General features: G+C 69.2%; 18 protein-coding genes. 9 read left to right on the top strand and 9 right to left on the bottom strand.

Annotated features, from left to right (window positions below):
* The coding region (locus E1294_RS44970) for an ROK family protein (protein ID WP_132517748.1) at positions 1 to 357 on the top strand (357 nt) is incomplete at its 5' end.
* A gap of 108 nt (positions 358 to 465) precedes the next feature.
* Here E1294_RS44970 and E1294_RS44965 read toward each other — a convergent pair.
* The 5 genes from E1294_RS44965 to hppD all read right to left on the bottom strand — a co-directional run bounded on the left by E1294_RS44965 (position 466) and on the right by hppD (position 4,790).
* Positions 466 to 1,149, bottom strand: coding sequence for a hypothetical protein (locus tag E1294_RS44965; RefSeq protein ID WP_132517746.1), 684 nt, complete (start codon positions 1,147 to 1,149; stop codon positions 466 to 468).
* Positions 1,146 to 1,685: an RNA polymerase sigma factor gene (locus tag E1294_RS44960; RefSeq protein ID WP_132517744.1), complete on the bottom strand. Its 540-nt coding sequence runs from the start codon at positions 1,683 to 1,685 to the stop codon at positions 1,146 to 1,148. The genes E1294_RS44965 and E1294_RS44960 overlap by 4 nt, the downstream gene beginning before the upstream one ends.
* 79 nt (positions 1,686 to 1,764) lie before the next feature.
* Entirely contained in the window at positions 1,765 to 3,156 is a 1,392-nt protein-coding gene (locus E1294_RS44955) for a M1 family metallopeptidase (protein WP_132517742.1), read from the bottom strand.
* 46 nt (positions 3,157 to 3,202) lie between these two features.
* The gene (locus E1294_RS44950) at positions 3,203 to 3,646 is read right to left on the bottom strand and encodes an RDD family protein (protein WP_132517740.1); all 444 of its coding nucleotides are present in this window, start codon (positions 3,644 to 3,646) and stop codon (positions 3,203 to 3,205) included.
* Between the two features lie 34 nt (positions 3,647 to 3,680).
* Entirely contained in the window at positions 3,681 to 4,790 is a 1,110-nt protein-coding gene (hppD, locus tag E1294_RS44945) for a 4-hydroxyphenylpyruvate dioxygenase (RefSeq protein WP_220448300.1), read from the bottom strand.
* Positions 4,791 to 4,893: 103 nt separating this feature from the next.
* Between hppD and E1294_RS44940 the strand changes: the two genes are divergently transcribed.
* Entirely contained in the window at positions 4,894 to 5,373 is a 480-nt protein-coding gene (locus E1294_RS44940) for an Lrp/AsnC family transcriptional regulator (RefSeq protein ID WP_132517738.1), read from the top strand.
* A 216-nt stretch (positions 5,374 to 5,589) separates the two neighbouring features.
* A complete protein-coding gene (locus tag E1294_RS44935; protein WP_246083732.1) occupies positions 5,590 to 7,653 on the top strand; it encodes a transglycosylase domain-containing protein in 2,064 nt (687 codons plus the stop codon).
* A 40-nt stretch (positions 7,654 to 7,693) separates the two neighbouring features.
* Here the strand turns inward: E1294_RS44935 and E1294_RS44930 are convergent, their stop codons facing one another.
* A complete protein-coding gene (locus E1294_RS44930) occupies positions 7,694 to 9,682 on the bottom strand; it encodes a thioredoxin domain-containing protein (protein ID WP_246083731.1) in 1,989 nt (662 codons plus the stop codon).
* Positions 9,683 to 9,797: 115 nt separating this feature from the next.
* Here E1294_RS44930 and E1294_RS44925 point away from each other — a divergent pair, with 115 nt between their 5' ends.
* Positions 9,798 to 10,955, top strand: a complete 1,158-nt coding sequence (locus E1294_RS44925; protein ID WP_132517736.1) for a hypothetical protein — start codon at positions 9,798 to 9,800, stop codon at positions 10,953 to 10,955.
* A gap of 3 nt (positions 10,956 to 10,958) precedes the next feature.
* On the opposite strand, the gene E1294_RS44920 is transcribed toward E1294_RS44925, so the two are convergent.
* Genes E1294_RS44920 through mca form a run of 3 tightly spaced genes read right to left on the bottom strand, consistent with a single transcriptional unit; the run spans position 10,959 to position 12,327 of the window.
* Positions 10,959 to 11,243 carry a GNAT family N-acetyltransferase gene (locus E1294_RS44920; RefSeq protein ID WP_132517734.1) on the bottom strand — a complete coding sequence of 95 codons (285 nt, stop codon included), beginning with the start codon at positions 11,241 to 11,243 and terminating at the stop codon, positions 10,959 to 10,961.
* Positions 11,244 to 11,408 carry a hypothetical protein gene (locus E1294_RS53620; protein ID WP_165977837.1) on the bottom strand — a complete coding sequence of 55 codons (165 nt, stop codon included), beginning with the start codon at positions 11,406 to 11,408 and terminating at the stop codon, positions 11,244 to 11,246. It abuts the gene before it with no gap.
* A gap of 34 nt (positions 11,409 to 11,442) precedes the next feature.
* Complete coding sequence (gene mca / locus E1294_RS44915) at positions 11,443 to 12,327, bottom strand: mycothiol conjugate amidase Mca (RefSeq protein WP_132517732.1); 885 nt, start codon at positions 12,325 to 12,327, stop codon at positions 11,443 to 11,445.
* A 131-nt stretch (positions 12,328 to 12,458) separates the two neighbouring features.
* On the opposite strand from mca, the gene E1294_RS44910 reads away from it, so the two are divergent.
* The 5 genes from E1294_RS44910 to E1294_RS44890 form a co-directional block, all read left to right on the top strand.
* Positions 12,459 to 12,878, top strand: a complete 420-nt coding sequence (locus E1294_RS44910) for a DUF4307 domain-containing protein (protein ID WP_132517730.1) — start codon at positions 12,459 to 12,461, stop codon at positions 12,876 to 12,878.
* 108 nt (positions 12,879 to 12,986) lie between these two features.
* The gene (greA, locus tag E1294_RS44905) at positions 12,987 to 13,487 is read left to right on the top strand and encodes a transcription elongation factor GreA (RefSeq protein WP_132328896.1); all 501 of its coding nucleotides are present in this window, start codon (positions 12,987 to 12,989) and stop codon (positions 13,485 to 13,487) included.
* Positions 13,488 to 13,492: 5 nt separating this feature from the next.
* Positions 13,493 to 14,755, top strand: a complete 1,263-nt coding sequence (locus E1294_RS44900; RefSeq protein WP_132517728.1) for a C40 family peptidase — start codon at positions 13,493 to 13,495, stop codon at positions 14,753 to 14,755.
* Between the two features lie 71 nt (positions 14,756 to 14,826).
* Positions 14,827 to 15,348: a hypothetical protein gene (locus E1294_RS44895; protein ID WP_132517726.1), complete on the top strand. Its 522-nt coding sequence runs from the start codon at positions 14,827 to 14,829 to the stop codon at positions 15,346 to 15,348.
* Between the two features lie 248 nt (positions 15,349 to 15,596).
* On the top strand, positions 15,597 to 16,762 hold a 1,166-nt coding region (locus tag E1294_RS44890), incomplete at its 3' end, for a phosphoenolpyruvate carboxykinase (GTP) (RefSeq protein WP_181958656.1).

Genomic DNA, 16,762 nt, shown 5'->3' with positions numbered 1-16,762 from the left:
GGGGACTCCGGGGCGGCTTATCGGGAGGATCGGTCCGTTACTGGGAGGGCGCTGGCGGCCGACGCGCTGGCCGGGGACCCGGTCGCGATGCGGGCGATGAACCGGGCCGGGCGTGCGGTCGGCATCGCCATCGCCTCCGCGACCCACCTGTGCGACCTGGACCTCGTCACCATCGGCGGCGGGTTGTCCCAGGCCGGCGAGCCGCTGTTCGGCCCCTTGGAGGAGGCGCTGCGCGAGCACGCCATGGTGGAGTTCGCTCGCCGGGTCAAGGTCGTGCCCGCCGCCCTCGGCCAGGAGGCCGGATTGGTGGGCGCCGCCGCGCTGATCATCGAGGAGGACAGCTACTGGAGCGTCTGACGTGCTGAATCCCCGGCGTGAACGTGAACGCCGGGGATTCAGCAGGTGCCGGTTGCCGCCCTGGGAGGCGTGCCGCTCAGTCGCCGTTCGCCGTTCCGGTGGGCGGGGTCACTCGGTCGTGGAGTCCAGGCTGGGCCCTTCGTCCTCGCCGGGAGCTTCGGTCCTGGTCACGAGCCCGCGCTCGTCGTCCCCCTGCTTCCCCGTCATGGTGTCGCCGGCGGGCGGGAGGGGCATGGAGGTCGCCTTGCACGGCGCCACGGTCCCCTTGACCACCTCCAGCCGGCTGGCGACCGGCGGCTTGTCGTCGCCGTCCTCGGCCTTGGTGAAGGCCAGGACGAGCGTCTGGCCGGCCGGCACCTGCCCCTTCTCGATCGTGAACGCGATGCCGTCGCCCTCCCTGCGGATGCTCGCCGCGAACTCGCCCCGCGACGCCCCGTGCGCCCCGCGGGGTTCCTTGCAGGTCTGCCCGAACGGCAGGTAGTCGACCACGGCCGTCACCCCGGCGTCGGCGAGCTCGGACTGCAGTCCCGCCGGGTCGCTCAGCTCGTTGATCTGCACGTCCACCCGGCCGTCCGCGGCCTTGGTCACCGCGTGGGCCGGGCTGCCGGTGAGCCCGGTCAGCAGCACCACGGCGGTGGCGGCCGCGGCCCCCGCCAACGCGGCGGACATGCCCGCGAGACGCTTACGGGATCCGCGCCGGACCGGTGTCACTGTCGTCATCTCGTCCTCCGCCGTCCTTGTCGTGATCTCTTCCTTGAGTGCACTGAGAAGGCGCTCTTCGAAGGTGCTCATGCGTGTCCTTCCAGGTACACGGTCGATGGCGAAGCGACGTTTTCCAGAGCACGTCTGGACCGATGCAGTCTGACTCGTGCGGTCACCTGCCTGATGCCCAGGGCCTTGGCCGCCTCGGTGACCGTGAGCTGGTCGATCACCACGAGCTCCAGCACCGCGCGCTCGCCCTCCGGCAGGCCACGTATGGCCTCCAGCGCGTTGCGTGCCTGGCGTTCGGCGTCGATCCGCTCCTCCATCCGAACGAGATCGTCGTCGTCCATCAGCCGGCGGCCCGCGACGCGGCCGGTCGCCCGCGCCTCTCTGGCCGCCTTGCGATGTTGTGCCGACACGACGTTGCGCGCGACGCCGTACAGCCAGGCGATCTCGCTGCCTCTCTCGGGCACGTAGGTGTGCCCGAGGGTCGCCAGGAAGATGTCCGCCGTCAGGTCGGCGGCGAGGTGAGGATCGCTCACCCGCCGGACCACGAACTTCATGACGGCATCGACGTGGCGGCGATAGAAGGCCTCAAAGGCCGCAGGGTCTTCGTTGAGGCGCACTGGCCTCGCTCCCTTCGTCGTTCGCCCTTACATCCGTACTTGGGCGGAGCGACGAGAAGCGTTTCCCCGCGGGCCGGGGTCAGGCGGGGCGGCGGGGTTGGTAGAGCCAGGCGGCGAAGAGGGGTTTGAGGTCTTTGCCCGACATCCGCTCGGCCAGCTCGATGAACTTCTCCGTGGTGACGTGACCGTAGCGGTTGTCGGCGGCCCACGACTTGAGCAGTCTGAAGAACGTGTCGTCGCCGACGGCCCGGCGCAGGGCGTGCAGCGTCATGCCGCCACGGGTGTAGACGGACTGGTTGAACAGGTCGTCGGGCATGGCCCGCCCCGGCGGGTATTTCCACATCGGGTCGCCGGCGGGGCGGCTGTGATGGTCCTTGAAGATCGCGTCGGCGGTCTTCTTGCCCTTGTGCTCGGACCACAGCCACTCGGCGTAGGTGGCGAAACCCTCGTTGAGCCAGAGGTCCTTCCAGCGGCGGATGGTCAGGCTGTTGCCGAACCACTGGTGCGCCAGCTCATGGGCGATGATGCCCTCGTCGGGGTCGAAGCCGCCGTAGAGCGGCTTGGTCTGGTTCTCCAGCGCGTAGCCGGCGGCGTAGTCGTCGACCACGCCGCCGGTCGAGGCGAACGGGTAGGGGCCGAAGACCGTGGACCAGTAGTCGGTGATCTCGCCGGAGGTCTTGTAGAGCTTGTCGAGCGAGGAGGCGAACCGGGGGTCGGCGGCGGCGAGGTTGGGCACGCCCGCGGGCGTGTTGCCCTTGCGCAGCTTGAACTTGCCCATCGTGGCCGTCGCCAGGTAGGTCGCCATCGGATGGCGCTCGCTCCACCGGTAGGTGGTCTTGCCGCCGGACGTCGCGGGCTCGCCGGTCAGCTCGCCGTTGGCCAGCGCGGTGACCCCGGCGGGCACGCTGATCGTGAACGCGAACGTGGCCTTGTCGGAGGGGTGGTCGTTGCTGGGGAACCAGGTCTTGGAGCCGTTGGGCTCCGAGGCCACGAACGCTCCGTCGGCGGTCGGGATGAACCCGAACGTGCCGAGGTTGGTGGTGCTCGTGGCCGGCTGGGGCCGGCCGGAATAGCGGACCCTGACGGTGAACGTGGCGCGGTCGTCGATCGGCTTGGCCGGCCGCACGGTCAGCTCGCCGCCCTGGTGGGTGAACGTGGCGGGGGAGCCGTTGACCGTGACCTGGCGCACGTCGAGGCCGAGCAGGTCGAGGTTGAAGCTCGACAGGCCCTGGGTGGCCCCGGCCTTGATGGTGGCCACGCCGTCCAGCCGCCTGGTCGCGGGGGTGTAGTCGATGGCGAGATCGTAGTGGTCGACGTCGTAGCCGCCGTTGCCGTCGTCGGGGAAGTCGGTGTCGCCGATGCCGGACGCGCCCGGCCGGTGCCCGGCCGCCGCCGGCGCGTCCGCGGGCGAGCAGGCCAGGAGGCCGGCGAACGCCGCCAGCAGTGCGATCGCGCGCCTGTCTTGTCGCATGAGCGAACGATCCCCCTTCGCATCGTGACGAGAATCCTACGGTGGGTCAGGCGATGACGACGACCGTCCTCGCGACCTTGTCGTGGACGGCCTGCTTCCGGGGGTCGAAGAGGATCCAGCCAAGGTCGAGGAGGAGGCCGACGCAGCAGGTCCAGGCGAGTGCGCTCATCACGGCCTGCCTGATCGCGGCCTGTCCCACGCCTATCTTGGCCCCGTTCTCCTGCACGACCCGGATGCCGAACAGCTTCTTGCCCAGCGTCTGACCATTCCAGAAGGCATGCAGGAGCCAGAAGTAGAGGAAAGCCACGAGCGCGGCCACGAAGGTGTGCTCCACCGGATAGCGCTCCCAGCCGAACCTGGCGCCGTCCCAGGCGTATTCCCAGCTCGTCCAGGTGAAGGGGGCGGTGGCGATGTTGACGATGAGCCAGTCGAGCAGGCCGGCGAACAGCCGCCGCCACCGTCCCGCCAGCCCCGGTGGTGGCGATCCCATGAAGTCCTGATGGCCACCACCGGGTCGGGACAAACTAAAGGTTGCCCCTGCGTTCCTGTTCGCGCTCGATGGCCTCGAAGAGCGCCTTGAAGTTGCCCTTGCCGAATCCGAGCGAGCCGTGCCGCTCGATGAGCTCGAAGAAGACCGTGGGCCGGTCCTGCACGGGCTTGGTGAAGATCTGCAGCAGATAGCCGTCCTCGTCGCGGTCCACGAGGATCCCGCGCTTCTTCAGCTCCTCGATCGGCGCCCGCACCTCGCCGATGCGCGCCCGCAGCTCGGGGTCGTCGTAGTAGGAGGCGGGCGTGTCGAGGAACTGCACGCCGCCGGCCCGCATGCGGTCGACCGTCGTGAGGATGTCGTTGGTGGCCAGCGCGATGTGCTGCACGCCCGGGCCGCGGTAGAACTCCAGATATTCGTCGATCTGCGACTTCTTGCGGCTGACGGCCGGCTCGTTAAGCGGGAACTTGACCTTGCGCGTGCCGTCGGCGACGACCTTGGACATGAGCGCCGAGTATTCGGTGGCGATGTCGTCGCCGATGAACTCCGCCATGTTCGTGAAGCCCATGACCTTGCGGTAGAACTCCACCCACTCGTCCATCTTGCCCAGCTCGACGTTGCCGACGCAGTGGTCGACGGCCTGGAACAGCCGCCCGCCCTTGGTCGAGGGCGGCGCCACCAGCGGCTCGGCCGCGGCGTAGCCGGGCAGGTAGGGGCCGCCATAGTTGGACCTGTCGACCAGCGTGTGCCGCGTTTCGCCGTAGGTGGCGATGGCCGCGAGCAGCACCTTGCCGCGCTCGTCCTCCAACGTGTACGGCTCCGCCAGCCCCTTGGCCCCCCGGGCGACCGCGTGGGCGTAGGCCGCCTCCACGTCGGGCACCTGGATGGCCAGGTCGATCACCCCGTCGCCGTGTTCGGCGACGTGCCGCGCCATGTCGGTGCCCGGCCTGATCGAGGCCCGGAACTCGAATGTGGCGCTCCCCGAGGTCAGCACGTACGCGGCCGCGTCGGGGCTGCCGTTCTCCGGCCCCCGGTAGGCCACCAGTTGCATGCCGAACGCGGTCGAGTAGTAGTGGGCCGCCTGCTTGGCGTTGCCGACGGCGAACACCACGGCGTCCATGCCGTTGACCGGAAAGACATCATTCATAGCTCCAACTCTCGATATTCCTAGACGAGTTGCGCAAGAGTTACCTCGTACGGTGGACAATATGCCTAGCATCTATGGGGGATGTCCGGTAAATCTGTACAGCATGACGATCGATGACCTGGACGCCCGCCTGATCGCCCTCCTGACGGCCGAGCCCCGGCTGGGCGTGCTCGAGTGCTCGCGACGGCTCGGCGTGGCGCGTGGCACGGTCCAGGCCCGGCTGGACCGGCTGGTCGCCCGGGGCGTGGTCACCGGGTTCGGGCCCGACGTGTCTCCGGCGGCGCTCGGATATGACGTGACGGCGTTCGTTAGCATGGAGATCAGGCAGGTCGCGGGGCACGACCCCGTGGCCGACCGGCTCGCCCGCATCCCCGAAGTCCTGGAGGTGCACACGATCACCGGAGACAGCGATCTGCTCTGCCGCGTGGTGGCGCGGACCAACGCCGATTTGCAGCGCGTCATCGATCAAATCGTCGATGTTCACGGCGTGCTCAGGACTAATTCGATCATCGCCCTTGACACCCCGGTTCCCTACCGAGTGTTGCCATTGGTCGCCGATGTTCCGCGGCATGGGGTGCGCTAGCCGTACTATCGCTGAGGGACGAGGCACCGTCATCGATCGTTTAACCTTGGCATTCGCCCTGCTTACGGGGGGTCGGGCGGCACGTGACCGAGGGGGTTGAGGGTGCGGAGCGGTGGTGGAAACAGGATGCGAAAACGGCGGATTCTCCGACTTCTGGCCATTTCTTTCGGCGCAGCAATCCTCGTACTTGTCGGCCTTTTCGCGATCGCATGGGCGATGACGCCAATTCCCGACAGCACCCAGAAAGAGGCCACCGCACAGGGCTCAGTGATCTATTACCGCGACGGGAAGACCGTGCTCGCCCGTCAGGGCGTCGACCGCAAGAAGGTCGAGCTGGCCCAGGTGCCCACAAACGTACGCGACGCGGTCATCGCCGCCGAGAACCGCTCGTTCTACGAAGACGCCGGCGTCTCGGTCAAGGGCACCGCCAGGGCCGTCTGGTCGACCATCACCGGGCAGCAGCTCCAGGGCGGCTCGACGATCACCCAGCAGCTCGTGCGCAACTACTACAGCGGGCTCAGCCAGGAACGTTCCGTCACTCGCAAGTTCAAGGAGATCCTCATCGCGATGAAGGTCGACCAGTCCAAGCCGAAAGACTGGGTGCTGGAGCAATATCTCAACACGATCTACTTCGGCCGGGGCGCGAACGGCGTCCAGTCGGCCGCCCAGGCCTACTTCGGCAAGGACGTCGGCGAGCTGAGCGTGGCCGAGGGCGCCTACCTCGCCTCCGTCATCCAGCAGCCCAGCCGCTTCGCCGCGCCCGAGGGCTCCGACCTCGCCGCCGCCAGGGCCCGCTGGAAGTCGGTGATCGACGCGATGGGGCAGACCGGCGCGCTCACGGCCCCGCAGGCGGCCGCCCAGCGGTTCCCCGGCCTCAAGGCGCCGAAGAAGCCGTTCGAGCTCAAGGGCCAGGCCCAGTACATGCTGGAGCAGGTCACCGCCGAGCTCAACCGGCGCGGCTACAGCGACGAGGACATCAACTCCGGCGGGCTCAAGATCGTCAGCACGTTCGACAAGAAGCTCATGCAGGCGGCCAAGCGGGCGGTCAAGAACGCGCTGCCCGACGCCACGCCGGAGAAGGTGCGCACCGGGCTGGCGGCCGTCGACCCCAAGACGGGCGAGGTCGTCGCCTTCTACGGTGGCCGGCCCTCCCAGTCGGCCTACTACGACAGCGCGTTCTCGGCCAAGGTCATGGCCGGCTCGACGTTCAAGCCGTACACCCTGGCGGCCGCCCTGGACAACGGGTTCGACCTGTCCACCCGGGTCGACGGCAACTCGCCGCTGCAGGTCGCGTCGGCGTCCAAACCGATCCCCAACGAGAGCGGGCGCTCGTACGGCCAGATCAACCTGATCAGCGCCACCCAGAACTCCGTCAACACCGCGTTCGTCGACCTCGGCCAGAAGGTGGGCCTGGACAAGGTCGCCGGGGTCGCCGAGGCGGCCGGCATCCCCGCCTCCCAGCTCGACCGCCACAAGACCGCCGCGTCGTTCCCGCTCGGCGTGGCCTCGGTCAGCGCCGTCCAGAACGCCTCCGGGTTCTCCACGTTCGCCAACGAGGGCGTGCACATGGAGGCCCACGTGGTCAGGTCCGTCACCGACGCCGAGGGCCGCGAGGAGGTCGTCAAGCCGGCCTCGGCCCGGGTGGTCGGCGAGCAGGCCGCCGCCGACACCACGTACGCGATGCAGCAGGTCGTGAAGTACGGCACCGGCGCCGCGGCCAGGCTCTACGACCGTCCGGTGGCCGGCAAGACGGGCACCACGGACAAGTCGAAGTCGGTCTGGTTCAACGGCTTCACCCCGCAGCTCGCGGTGGCGGTCAACATGTTCCGCGACGACAACGCCACCGTCACCATCCCCGGCTACGGCACGCAGTTCGGCGGCCAGCTGCCGGCGCAGATCTGGCGGGCGTTCATGACCGAGGCGATGGAGGGCAAGCCGGTCGAGGAGTTCCCCGAGCCGTCCGACCTCGGCTACGACTACGGCTACTCGGCGCCCACCGACGACGGTGACGTGCCCGAGCAGGAGGACACGCCTCCAGTGAGCCCCGACGACGGGGGCACGCCCGAGCCGGAGATCACCGCGCCGCCGCTCACCGACGACCCGTCCGCCACGGGGGAGCCCGACGCCGACCGGCAGGAGAGCCGGCAGGACGAGCCGTCCGACCCGCCCGCGCTGCTGCCCGAGCAGCCCTTCGGACGGCAGGACGACGCCCCCGCCGACACCCCCGCGAACCGGGGCGCCCGCTCCGACGACCGCGCCGGCCGCTCACCCGCCGACTAGCCAGCCCGCCAGGCCGCCCGGCGTCCGGCTGGTGACGGGGTCAGCCGGCCAGCTCGGCCCGGAGGTCCTCGACCGTGGTGACGGGCATCCGGCAGGTGAAGCCCCGGCACACGTAGGCCGTGGGTGCCTCGCCGACCGGCTGCCGCCCCTCCAGCAGCGCGGGGTACGCCTGCCGGGGCACGAGCGGATCGCCGGAGCCGCGGTCGCCGTCACCGGGGCCGAGCGCCACCACCACGCCCGGCACGTCGGCGAGCAGCGCCGCGCGGTGCAGCGCGGCCGTGCGCGGGTCGTCGTGCGGCCCGACGACGGCCACCTCGACGGGCCCGGCGAGCGCCGCGCGCGCCACCGCCAGCCCCCAGCCGGCGAACCGGGCATGTTTGTCCGCCAGCACGGACACGGTGCCCAGGGCGGCGTGGGCGGCCTCCCGGTGCCTGGTGGAGCCGGTCAGCGCCCCGTAGGAGAGCAGCGCGCCCGCGGCCGCGTACTGGCCTGAGGGGGTGGCGCTGTCGGTCGGGTCCTGGGGGCGCTGGAACAGCCGCTCCGCGTCGTCGGCCGTGTCGTAGAAGCCTCCGGCGCCGTCGGCGAAGCCGTCGAGCACGGTGTCGAGCAGCGTGCCGGCCAGCCGGAGCCACCTGGCCTCGCCGGTGACGCCGTACAGCGTGATCAGCCCTTCTGCCAGGTCGGCGTAGTCTTCGAGCACCCCGTCGTTCGTGCCGGCGCGGCCGTCGCGCGAGGTGCGCAGCAGCCTGCCGTCCACCAGGTGGGTGCCGGCGAGCAGGTCGGCCGCACCGGTGGCGGCGGCGACGAGCTCCGGCCGCTCGAACACCAGGCCGGTCTCGGCCAGCGCTGCGATTGCCAGGCCGTTCCACGAGGCCACGACCTTGTCGTCGCGACCCGGGCGCACGCGCCGCTCCCTGGCGGCCAGCAGCCGCTCGCGGACGCTCGCGTAGCGGCCGGGGTCGTCGGGGTCGCCCGGCAGTTGCAGCACGGACGTGCCGTGCTCGAACGTGCCGGTCACGTCGAACAGCTCGGCGGCCCACCGGCCGTCGTCGTCGCCGAGCACGGCGCGCAGCTCGTCGGGCGTCCAGACGTAGAACTTGCCCTCCACGCCCTCGCTGTCGGCGTCGAGCGCCGAGGCGAAACCGCCCTCAGGCGTGCGCATCTCACGCAGCAGCCAGCCGGCCGTCTCCAGCGCGACCCGCTGGGCCGGTTCGCCGCCGCCCGTCTTCCACCAGTGGGTGTAGACGCGCAGCAGCAGGGCGTTGTCGTAGAGCATCTTCTCGAAGTGCGGCACGACCCACTCGGCGTCCACGCTGTAGCGGGCGAACCCGCCGCCGAGCTGGTCGTACATGCCGCCTCGGGCCATGGCCTCCAGGGTCTTCCCGCTCATCTCGCGCTCTCCGGAGCGCAGCAGGAACTCCAGCACCATGGACGGCGGGAACTTGGGCGCCCCGCCGAACCCGCCGTTGGCGGCGTCGAAGGTCTCGCGCAGGTTGGCGATCGCGCGGTCAAGCGTGTCGGCGCCCGGCAGCGGGCCGCTGGGCAGCGTGGTGTTCGTGTTGAGCGCCTCCACCACCTTCGCGCCCTGCCGCAGCAGGCTCTCCTTGTCGCCGGTCCACACGTTGTGCACCTCGGTGAGCAGGCGCTGGAAGTGCGGGCGCGGGAAATAGGTGCCGCAGTAGAACGGGTGCCCGTCCGGCGTCGCGAACACCGTCATCGGCCAGCCACCCTGGTGCGTCATGGCCTGCGTGGCGCCCATGTAGACGGCGTCGACGTCGGGCCGTTCCTCGCGGTCGACCTTGATGTTGACGAAGTGCTCGTTCATGAGCCGTGCGGTCTCGGCGTCCTCGAAGCTCTCGTGGGCCATGACGTGACACCAGTGGCACGCCGAATAGCCCACGCTGATGAGCAGCGGCACGTCGCGGCGCCTGGCCTCCGCGAACGCCTCCTCGCCCCACGGATGCCAGTCGACGGGGTTGTCCGCGTGCTGGAGCAGGTAGGGGCTCGTCGCGTCTTTCAAGCGGTTCATCACGACCTCCAACTCCCCACCCTAGACGCCGTCATGAACGAAGATCGTGACCAGGTCCCTCGGCAGACCAGGCTGACTGGCGCGGTGAGGACGGCGTAGGTTACGGATGGTGGACATGGACGTGGACCTGGATTTCGTCTGCAGGCAGGCGGGCCGCCCGGTGAGCGCGCTCACGCGCAGAGACGTGGCACGGGCGCTGCTGGCCGTGCCCTCGGGGGTTGCGCTGGTGGCGCTGCCCGACCTGCGGCGCGCGATGATGGCGGCGGGCAACCCGCTCTCCCGCCCGTTCTGGGAGTCCGCCAAGGACACGCTCCGATCGATCGAGTCCGGCGTGGCCACCGTGGGCGACGTCCAGCGCTGGATCGAGTCCACCGGCACCGAGCCGATCCTCATGACGCCCAGCTACTTCGTCTGGCCCGAGGAGAACGAGCGCGGGCCCGTGGCGGCCGAGATGTTCGCCCGCCTGGTGGCCTTGCTGGAGGAGCGGGTCGTGTCGGGGGACATCGACCCCGACGCGCTGGCCGCGGGCGACCCCGAGGCCCGCAGGGGATATGAGGAGCTGCAGGAACACTGGCTGAGCACGCCGCTGCCCGACGGCAGGGTGCCCGGCTTCGCGGTCAGCGACGAGCAGGACGAGGAGCTGTTCTCGGCCTGGGACGAGGAGGAGGCCTTCGCGCTGTCCGAGCTGCGGCGCATCGTCGCGGGTCTGCCCAGGCAGCCCGACCTGCCCGCCGACGAGCTGGAGGCGGCCGCCGTACGCCTGCGCGCGCTGCTCGCCCTGCCCGGCTATCCCGCCAACGTGTTGCGGGCCTGCGCCGGGTTCGAGGAGCAGCCGATGCCCGACGACGACCAGGACCTGTGGCTGACCGTGGCGGCGGGCATCGTGGGCCCCGTCTCCGACCTGCTGGAGAACGGCGACCTGCTGGAGGAGTTCGCCGATCTCGACGGGGAGATCGGCATGGAGGACGCGACGCTGGCCCATCTCCACGCCATCCAGTGCGCCGACTGGCTGGCCGGGGTGGCGGCGCTGGCCAGGCTCGGGCCGGGGGTGCTGGCCTCGCCCGAGCGGATCGCCCGGCTCATCGCCGAGTCGGAGGACATCGACGTCGACGAGCAGGACGGCGACGACCTCGGCGCGACCGAGGGGTTGTTCGCGCCGGTGGTGAGTCTGTGGGGCTATCTCGGCATCGTCGACGAGGACGACGTGCTCACCCCGCTGGGCTGGTGGGGGCTGCCGAAAGCGCTCGAACGCGCCTGGTCGCCCGCCGAGTGAGGCTCAGCGGGCGTCGGTGACGTCCTGGAACTCGGGGTGACGCTCGATGTATTGAGCGACGTAGGGGCAGAGCGGCACGAGGCGCAGGCCGGTGTCGGCGCTCATCCGCAGCGCGTGGCCGACCAGCTTGCCGGCCAGCCCTTGCCCCTGGAACTCCGGCAGCACCTCGGTGTGCGTGAAAATGATCTTTGTGGGCAGCAGGCGGTAGTCGGCGAACCCGGCGACCTTGCCGTCCACGTTAATCTCGAAGCGGCTCTCCGTCGAGTTGTCGACCACGTCCACCGGCATCTACTCGGCCTTCTTGTCGGTCATGTCGCCTTCGTGCGGCACCTGAATCTTCGTCATCTGCTTGTTCATCGACTTGATCAGAAAATAGAGCGCCAGCCCGATGAGGGCCACGACGGCGAAGCCGAGCACACCCGGACTCACATCACCAGCTGCTAGTACGGTCACGTATCCAGTCTGCCACCGGCACCCCATGCTCCGGTCAGTGGCACGCAGGAGAGACGTCGTCGGCGTGGATGCCCGCGAACAGGTCGTCCTCGGGCAGCCCGGTGTCGACCAGCGAGCGCGCCAGATGATAGTCCTCGGTCGGCCAGATCTCCTGCTGCAGCTCGCGCGGGCAGACGAACCAGAAGCCGTCGGGGTCGACCTGGGTGGCGTGCGCCAGCAGGGCCTCGTCGCGGATCTGGAAGTAGTCGCCGCACGGCACCCGCGTGGTCACCGGCCACTTGGCGGGGCGGTCTTCCCAACGGGAGATCCAGTCGGCGTAGGGGGAGCCGAGGCCGCGCTCGGTCATCGCCTCGTGCAGCGCCTCGAAGCGCTCCTTGGTGAACCCCATCTGGTAGTAGAGCTTCAGCGGCTGCCACGGGTCGCCGGCGCCGGGATAGCGGTCGGGGTCGCCGGCCGCCTCGAACGCCTCGACGGACACCTTGTTGGTCATGATGTGGTCGGGGTGGGGGTAGCCGCCGTCGTCGTCGTACGTGATGATCACGTGCGGCCTGAAGTCGCGTACGGCCGCCACCAGCGGGGCGGCGGCGTCCTCCAGCTTCTGCACGGCGAAGCAGCCCTCGGGCAGCTCCTCCTCTTCGTTCTCCGGCAGGCCGGAGTCGACGAAGCCCATGAAACGCTGCCCGACGCCGAGGATCTCGCGCGCCCGCTCCATCTCGGCCTTGCGGACCTCGCCGATGTTGGCAACGATCTCAGGGCGGTCCATCTTGGGGTTGAGCACTGAGCCGCGTTCGCCCCCGGTCAGCGTGCACACCAGCACGTCGACACCTTCACGCACGTAGCGCGCCATCGTGGCGGCGCCCTTGCTCGACTCGTCATCGGGGTGGGCGTGGACGGCCATCAACCTCAACGGTGCACTCACGGGCGGGATCTCCTCAACGGACCGGTCAGTCGCCCAGAGAGGTTAGTTTCTGCTGGGCGGTCGCGAGGGCACTCCCCCCGCGGGCGACAATTGTCTCGGATAACGCTGAGGGAGTGCAGGGAGATTCCGCCATGGCCACCAGAGATGTCGAGAACGGACCCGTTCTCGGCACACCCGACGACTTCCCCGATCGTCCACGGCGAAGGGGGCGGCTCGTCGTGCACCTCGTGATCGGCGTGCTGGTGGCCGTCATCGCCGGAGGATGGGGCTACGTGATGTGGTCGATGACGGCGGGCGGCTCGGGCGCGCCGTCGCAGGTCGTCACGTTCAACGTGGAGGGCCCGACCCGCGCGGAGATCACCTTTGAGGTGTACAAGCCAGACGATAGAGTGGCTGTCTGCCGCCTGCGGGCGCTGGATGTCAATCACGGGGAAGTCGGCAGCAAGGAAGTAAGAATCCCGGCTGGTGAGGGTAGTAAGCAGCTCAAGGAGAGCCTCGACACCAGCGGTCAGGCCACTTCCGTCCACATCCAGTACTGCAATCTCGTATAGTGAGACATTTGGGGAAGCGTTGGAGCGACTGACTTGTTAGCCTTTCGCAATTCAACCGTACGTAACCTCAAGTGACCTCAGGGCCCCCTAGGCAAGCAAGGAGAACCCGTGGCCGACTCTCGCGATGAGAACGTCACATGGCTGACGCAGGAGGCGTACGACCGCCTGAAGGCGGAGTACGAGTATCTCTCGGGCCCCGGGCGCGTCGACATCGCCAAGAAGATCGAGGCCGCCCGGGAAGAGGGTGACCTGCGCGAGAACGGCGGCTACCACGCCGCCAAGGACGAGCAGGGCAAGATGGAGGCCCGCATCTTCCATCTCCGTCAGATCCTCGACAACGCCCAGGTCGGAGAGGCTCCCAAGGCCGAGGGTGTGGTGGGCCCCGGCATGACCGTCACCATCAGGTTCGTCGGTGACGACGACGAGGTGACCTTCCTGCTCGCCTCCCGCGAGGAGAGCGGAGCGCCGATCGACGTCTACTCGCCCAAGTCCCCGCTCGGGGCGGCGATCAACGGCAAGAAGATCGGTGAGAAGGCGACCTACGCCCTGCCCAACGGGCGCCAGAACACCGTCGAGATTCTCGAGGCTGTGCCGTACATCGGCAACTGACTCCCATGGACGACGACCGCCGGGCCCACGTTGGCCCGGCGGACTTTTCTCATTCCTCCGGAATTCGGCAGGACCTCAGTTTCCTGGTCAAGTCGCGTAAGCGGCGTGACACGTACAAACTGGCGCCGTTCATCGTGGTGGCGCTGGTCGCGGTGCTGACCGCTGACGTGCTGCTGCTCGTGCAGTTCCAGGACAGGCCCGCCGGCGTGCGGGCCGAGCCCGAGAAGACGCTCATGGCCCAGCAGCGGCCCGAGCCCCTCAGGCCCCAGCAGCAGCCACCGGCGACCGTCCAGCCGGTGGCGCCGCTGAACAAACTGCACAAGCCCAACCTGTTCGTGCTCTCCCGCAAGCCGTTCACGCGGGAGCAGTTAGAGAAGGTGGCCAAGGTGCGCGGCGTGCGGGCGCTCGAACTGGCCGACGCGGCGTCCGTCACGCTCGACGGCAAACGGGTGCAGACGCTCGCGGTCGACCCGTCCACGTTCCGGGCCTTCACCCCCAAGGTGACCGCCGCCTCCGACGCGCTGTGGCAGAACGTCGCGGCCGGAGACGTGGCGGTGTCGTTCGTGCTGGGCAACGACGGCGGGCTCTCGCTGCACCGCCGGGTGGCGGGCCCGGCAGGGTCGCTGCGCATCGGCGCCTACGCCACCACCGGATTCGGCGCGGTCGACGCGGTCGTGTCCAAGGACGTCGGCCGTACGCTGGGGCTGCCGCACGACAACGCGCTCATCGTCAGCGCCCCCAAGGCCAACTCCGCCGTGCTGCGTGACAGGGTCCTCGCCAAGCTGCCCAAGGGCACGCAGGCGGTCATGGTCAACCCGGTTCTGCCGCCGCCGCAGAAGGTCAAGCAGAACTGGCCGGCCGGCTCGTTCATGACGGGTGAGCAGCTCACCGCGGCGCTGAAGGCGGCCGTGTCCAAGCTCGGCAGGCCCTACGTGTGGGGCGCCGAGGGTCCTGACACCTTCGACTGCTCCGGCCTGGTCCAGTGGGCCTACGCGCAGGCGGGGGTGCGGATGCCGCGGGTGACCCACCAGCAGTGGGTGACGGGACCTCAGGTGTCGTTGTCGCAGGCGCAGCCCGGTGACCTGCTCTTCTGGCGCAACGACCCGACCAACCCGGCCTACATCTCCCACGTGGCGATCTACTGGGGCGACGGGAAGATGTTGCACGCGCCCCGCACGGGCGACGTGGTCAAGATCGTTCCGGTGAGCAGGCGCAATCTCGCCGGAGTCGTCCGGGTCAGCCCCGTCGCCGCGTCCCGGGTCCGCTAGACCTTCCCCCCGCGCGCAGTCCTCCATAACCCCCTGGTGCGATCTTCGCCTTGCGATGTAATGATGATTACATGACTACAGATGACGTGACGGCACAGATACACGGCTGGTTCGCCGGGAGGCTGCCCGGCGAGTGGTTCACCGGCGCGCCCGAGATCGTCAGGGACCGCGAGGAGATCGCGGTGCTCGGCCGGCTGCCCGACCCGCCGGGCGACGTTCCTGAGGCCGAGCGGTCCGCCCTGATCGACGGGCTGGCCAGACGCTTCAGGGAGGAGACGCGCGAGCGCCGCATCGAGATCGCCAGGGAGGCCGAGCACAAGTTCCGCCAGAAGGTCTCCTGGGGTGTGGTCTGCGGTGACGAGACTGTGATGTTCACCACACTCTCCGTGCCCGTGATGACCCGCCTGCGCCAGTCGGAGCGCCGCGTGCTCGACACGCTGGTGGCCGCCGGCGTGGCCAGAAGTCGCAGCGACGCGCTCGCCTGGTGCGTACGCCTGGTCGGCAGGAACGCCGACACGTGGCTGAGCGATCTGCGTGACGCGCTCCAGCACGTCGACCGGGTTCGCTCCGAGGGGCCCGACGTCAATTCCTAGAGCACCCAGCGGGAACGGCCGGCGGAATGGACTAAACCACTTCGGAAATTGGTTTAGACCAGCTGAATTGGACTGGACCACTGCCGGAAATTGCTTCTTTTAAATCCGTTCCCGTTGGGTAGGCTCCCCCAATCGTCAGGGTCGCTGCCTGCGACGACGGCTGTGCCGACAGGTCTATGCCAATTGGCTTTCCAGCCGCCTCGTCGTTAATGATGACTGGGCCCTGAGAGAGTGGAGGAGTCACCGTCGTGTCCGTTTCCGTAGAAGTGCCCGCACCGACCAGCAATAGAGAATTGGCCGCGTGGGTAAAGGAGATCGCCGCCCTGACCCAGCCCGACCGGATCGAGTGGTGCGACGGGTCAGAGGAGGAGTGGACGCGCCTCACCAACCTCCTCGTCGAGCAGGGGACGTTCACGCGTCTGGCCGCCAGGCCCAACAGTTTCTACGCCAAGTCCGATCCGAGTGACGTGGCCAGGGTCGAGGACCGCACGTTCATCTGCTCGGAGCGCGAGGAGGACGCCGGGCCCACGAACAACTGGATCGCGCCCGGCGAGATGCGCGAGACGTTCGGCGAGCTGTTCAAGGGCTGCATGCGCGGCCGCACGATGTACGTCGTGCCCTTCTGCATGGGCCCGCTGGGCGGGGAGATCTCCCAGCTCGGTGTCGAGATCACCGACTCCGCGTACGTCGCCGTGTCCATGCGCGTCATGACCCGCATGGGCGACAGGGCGCTCCGGCTCATCGAGGAGCGCGGAAAGGGCTCGTTCGTCAAGGCCGTGCACTCCGTGGGCGCGCCGCTGGAGCCCGGCCAGGAGGACGTGCCGTGGCCGTGCAGCTCCACCAAGTACATCAGCCACTTCCCCGAGACCCGCGAGATCTGGTCCTACGGCTCCGGCTACGGCGGCAACGCCCTGCTCGGCAAGAAGTGTTACGCGCTGCGCATCGCCAGCGCCATGGCCCGCGACGAGGGCTGGCTGGCCGAGCACATGCTCATCCTCAAGCTGACCCCGCCGTCGGGCGAGGTCCGCTACATCGCCGCCGCCTTCCCGAGCGCCTGCGGCAAGACCAATCTCGCCATGCTCCAGCCCACGATCCCCGGCTGGAAGGTCGAGACGATCGGCGACGACATCGCCTGGATGCGCTTCGGCGAGGACGGCCGCCTCTACGCGATCAACCCGGAGGCGGGCTTCTTCGGCGTCGCGCCCGGCACCGGCGAGGTGACCAACGCCAACGCGGTCAGGACGCTCTGGGGCAACAGCATCTTCACCAACGTCGCCCTCACCGACGACGGCGACGTGTGGTGGGAGGGCCTGACCGAGGAGCCGCCCGCCCACCTGACCGACTGGAAGGGCCGTTCGTGGACGCCTGACGGCGACGAGCCCGCCGCCCACCCGAATGCCCGCTTCACCACCCC

It is taken from the genome of Nonomuraea diastatica (assembly GCF_004349015.1).
Classification (GTDB): Bacteria; Actinomycetota; Actinomycetes; order Streptosporangiales; family Streptosporangiaceae; genus Nonomuraea; species Nonomuraea diastatica.
This window is presented reverse-complemented; position numbering and strand designations above follow the sequence as displayed.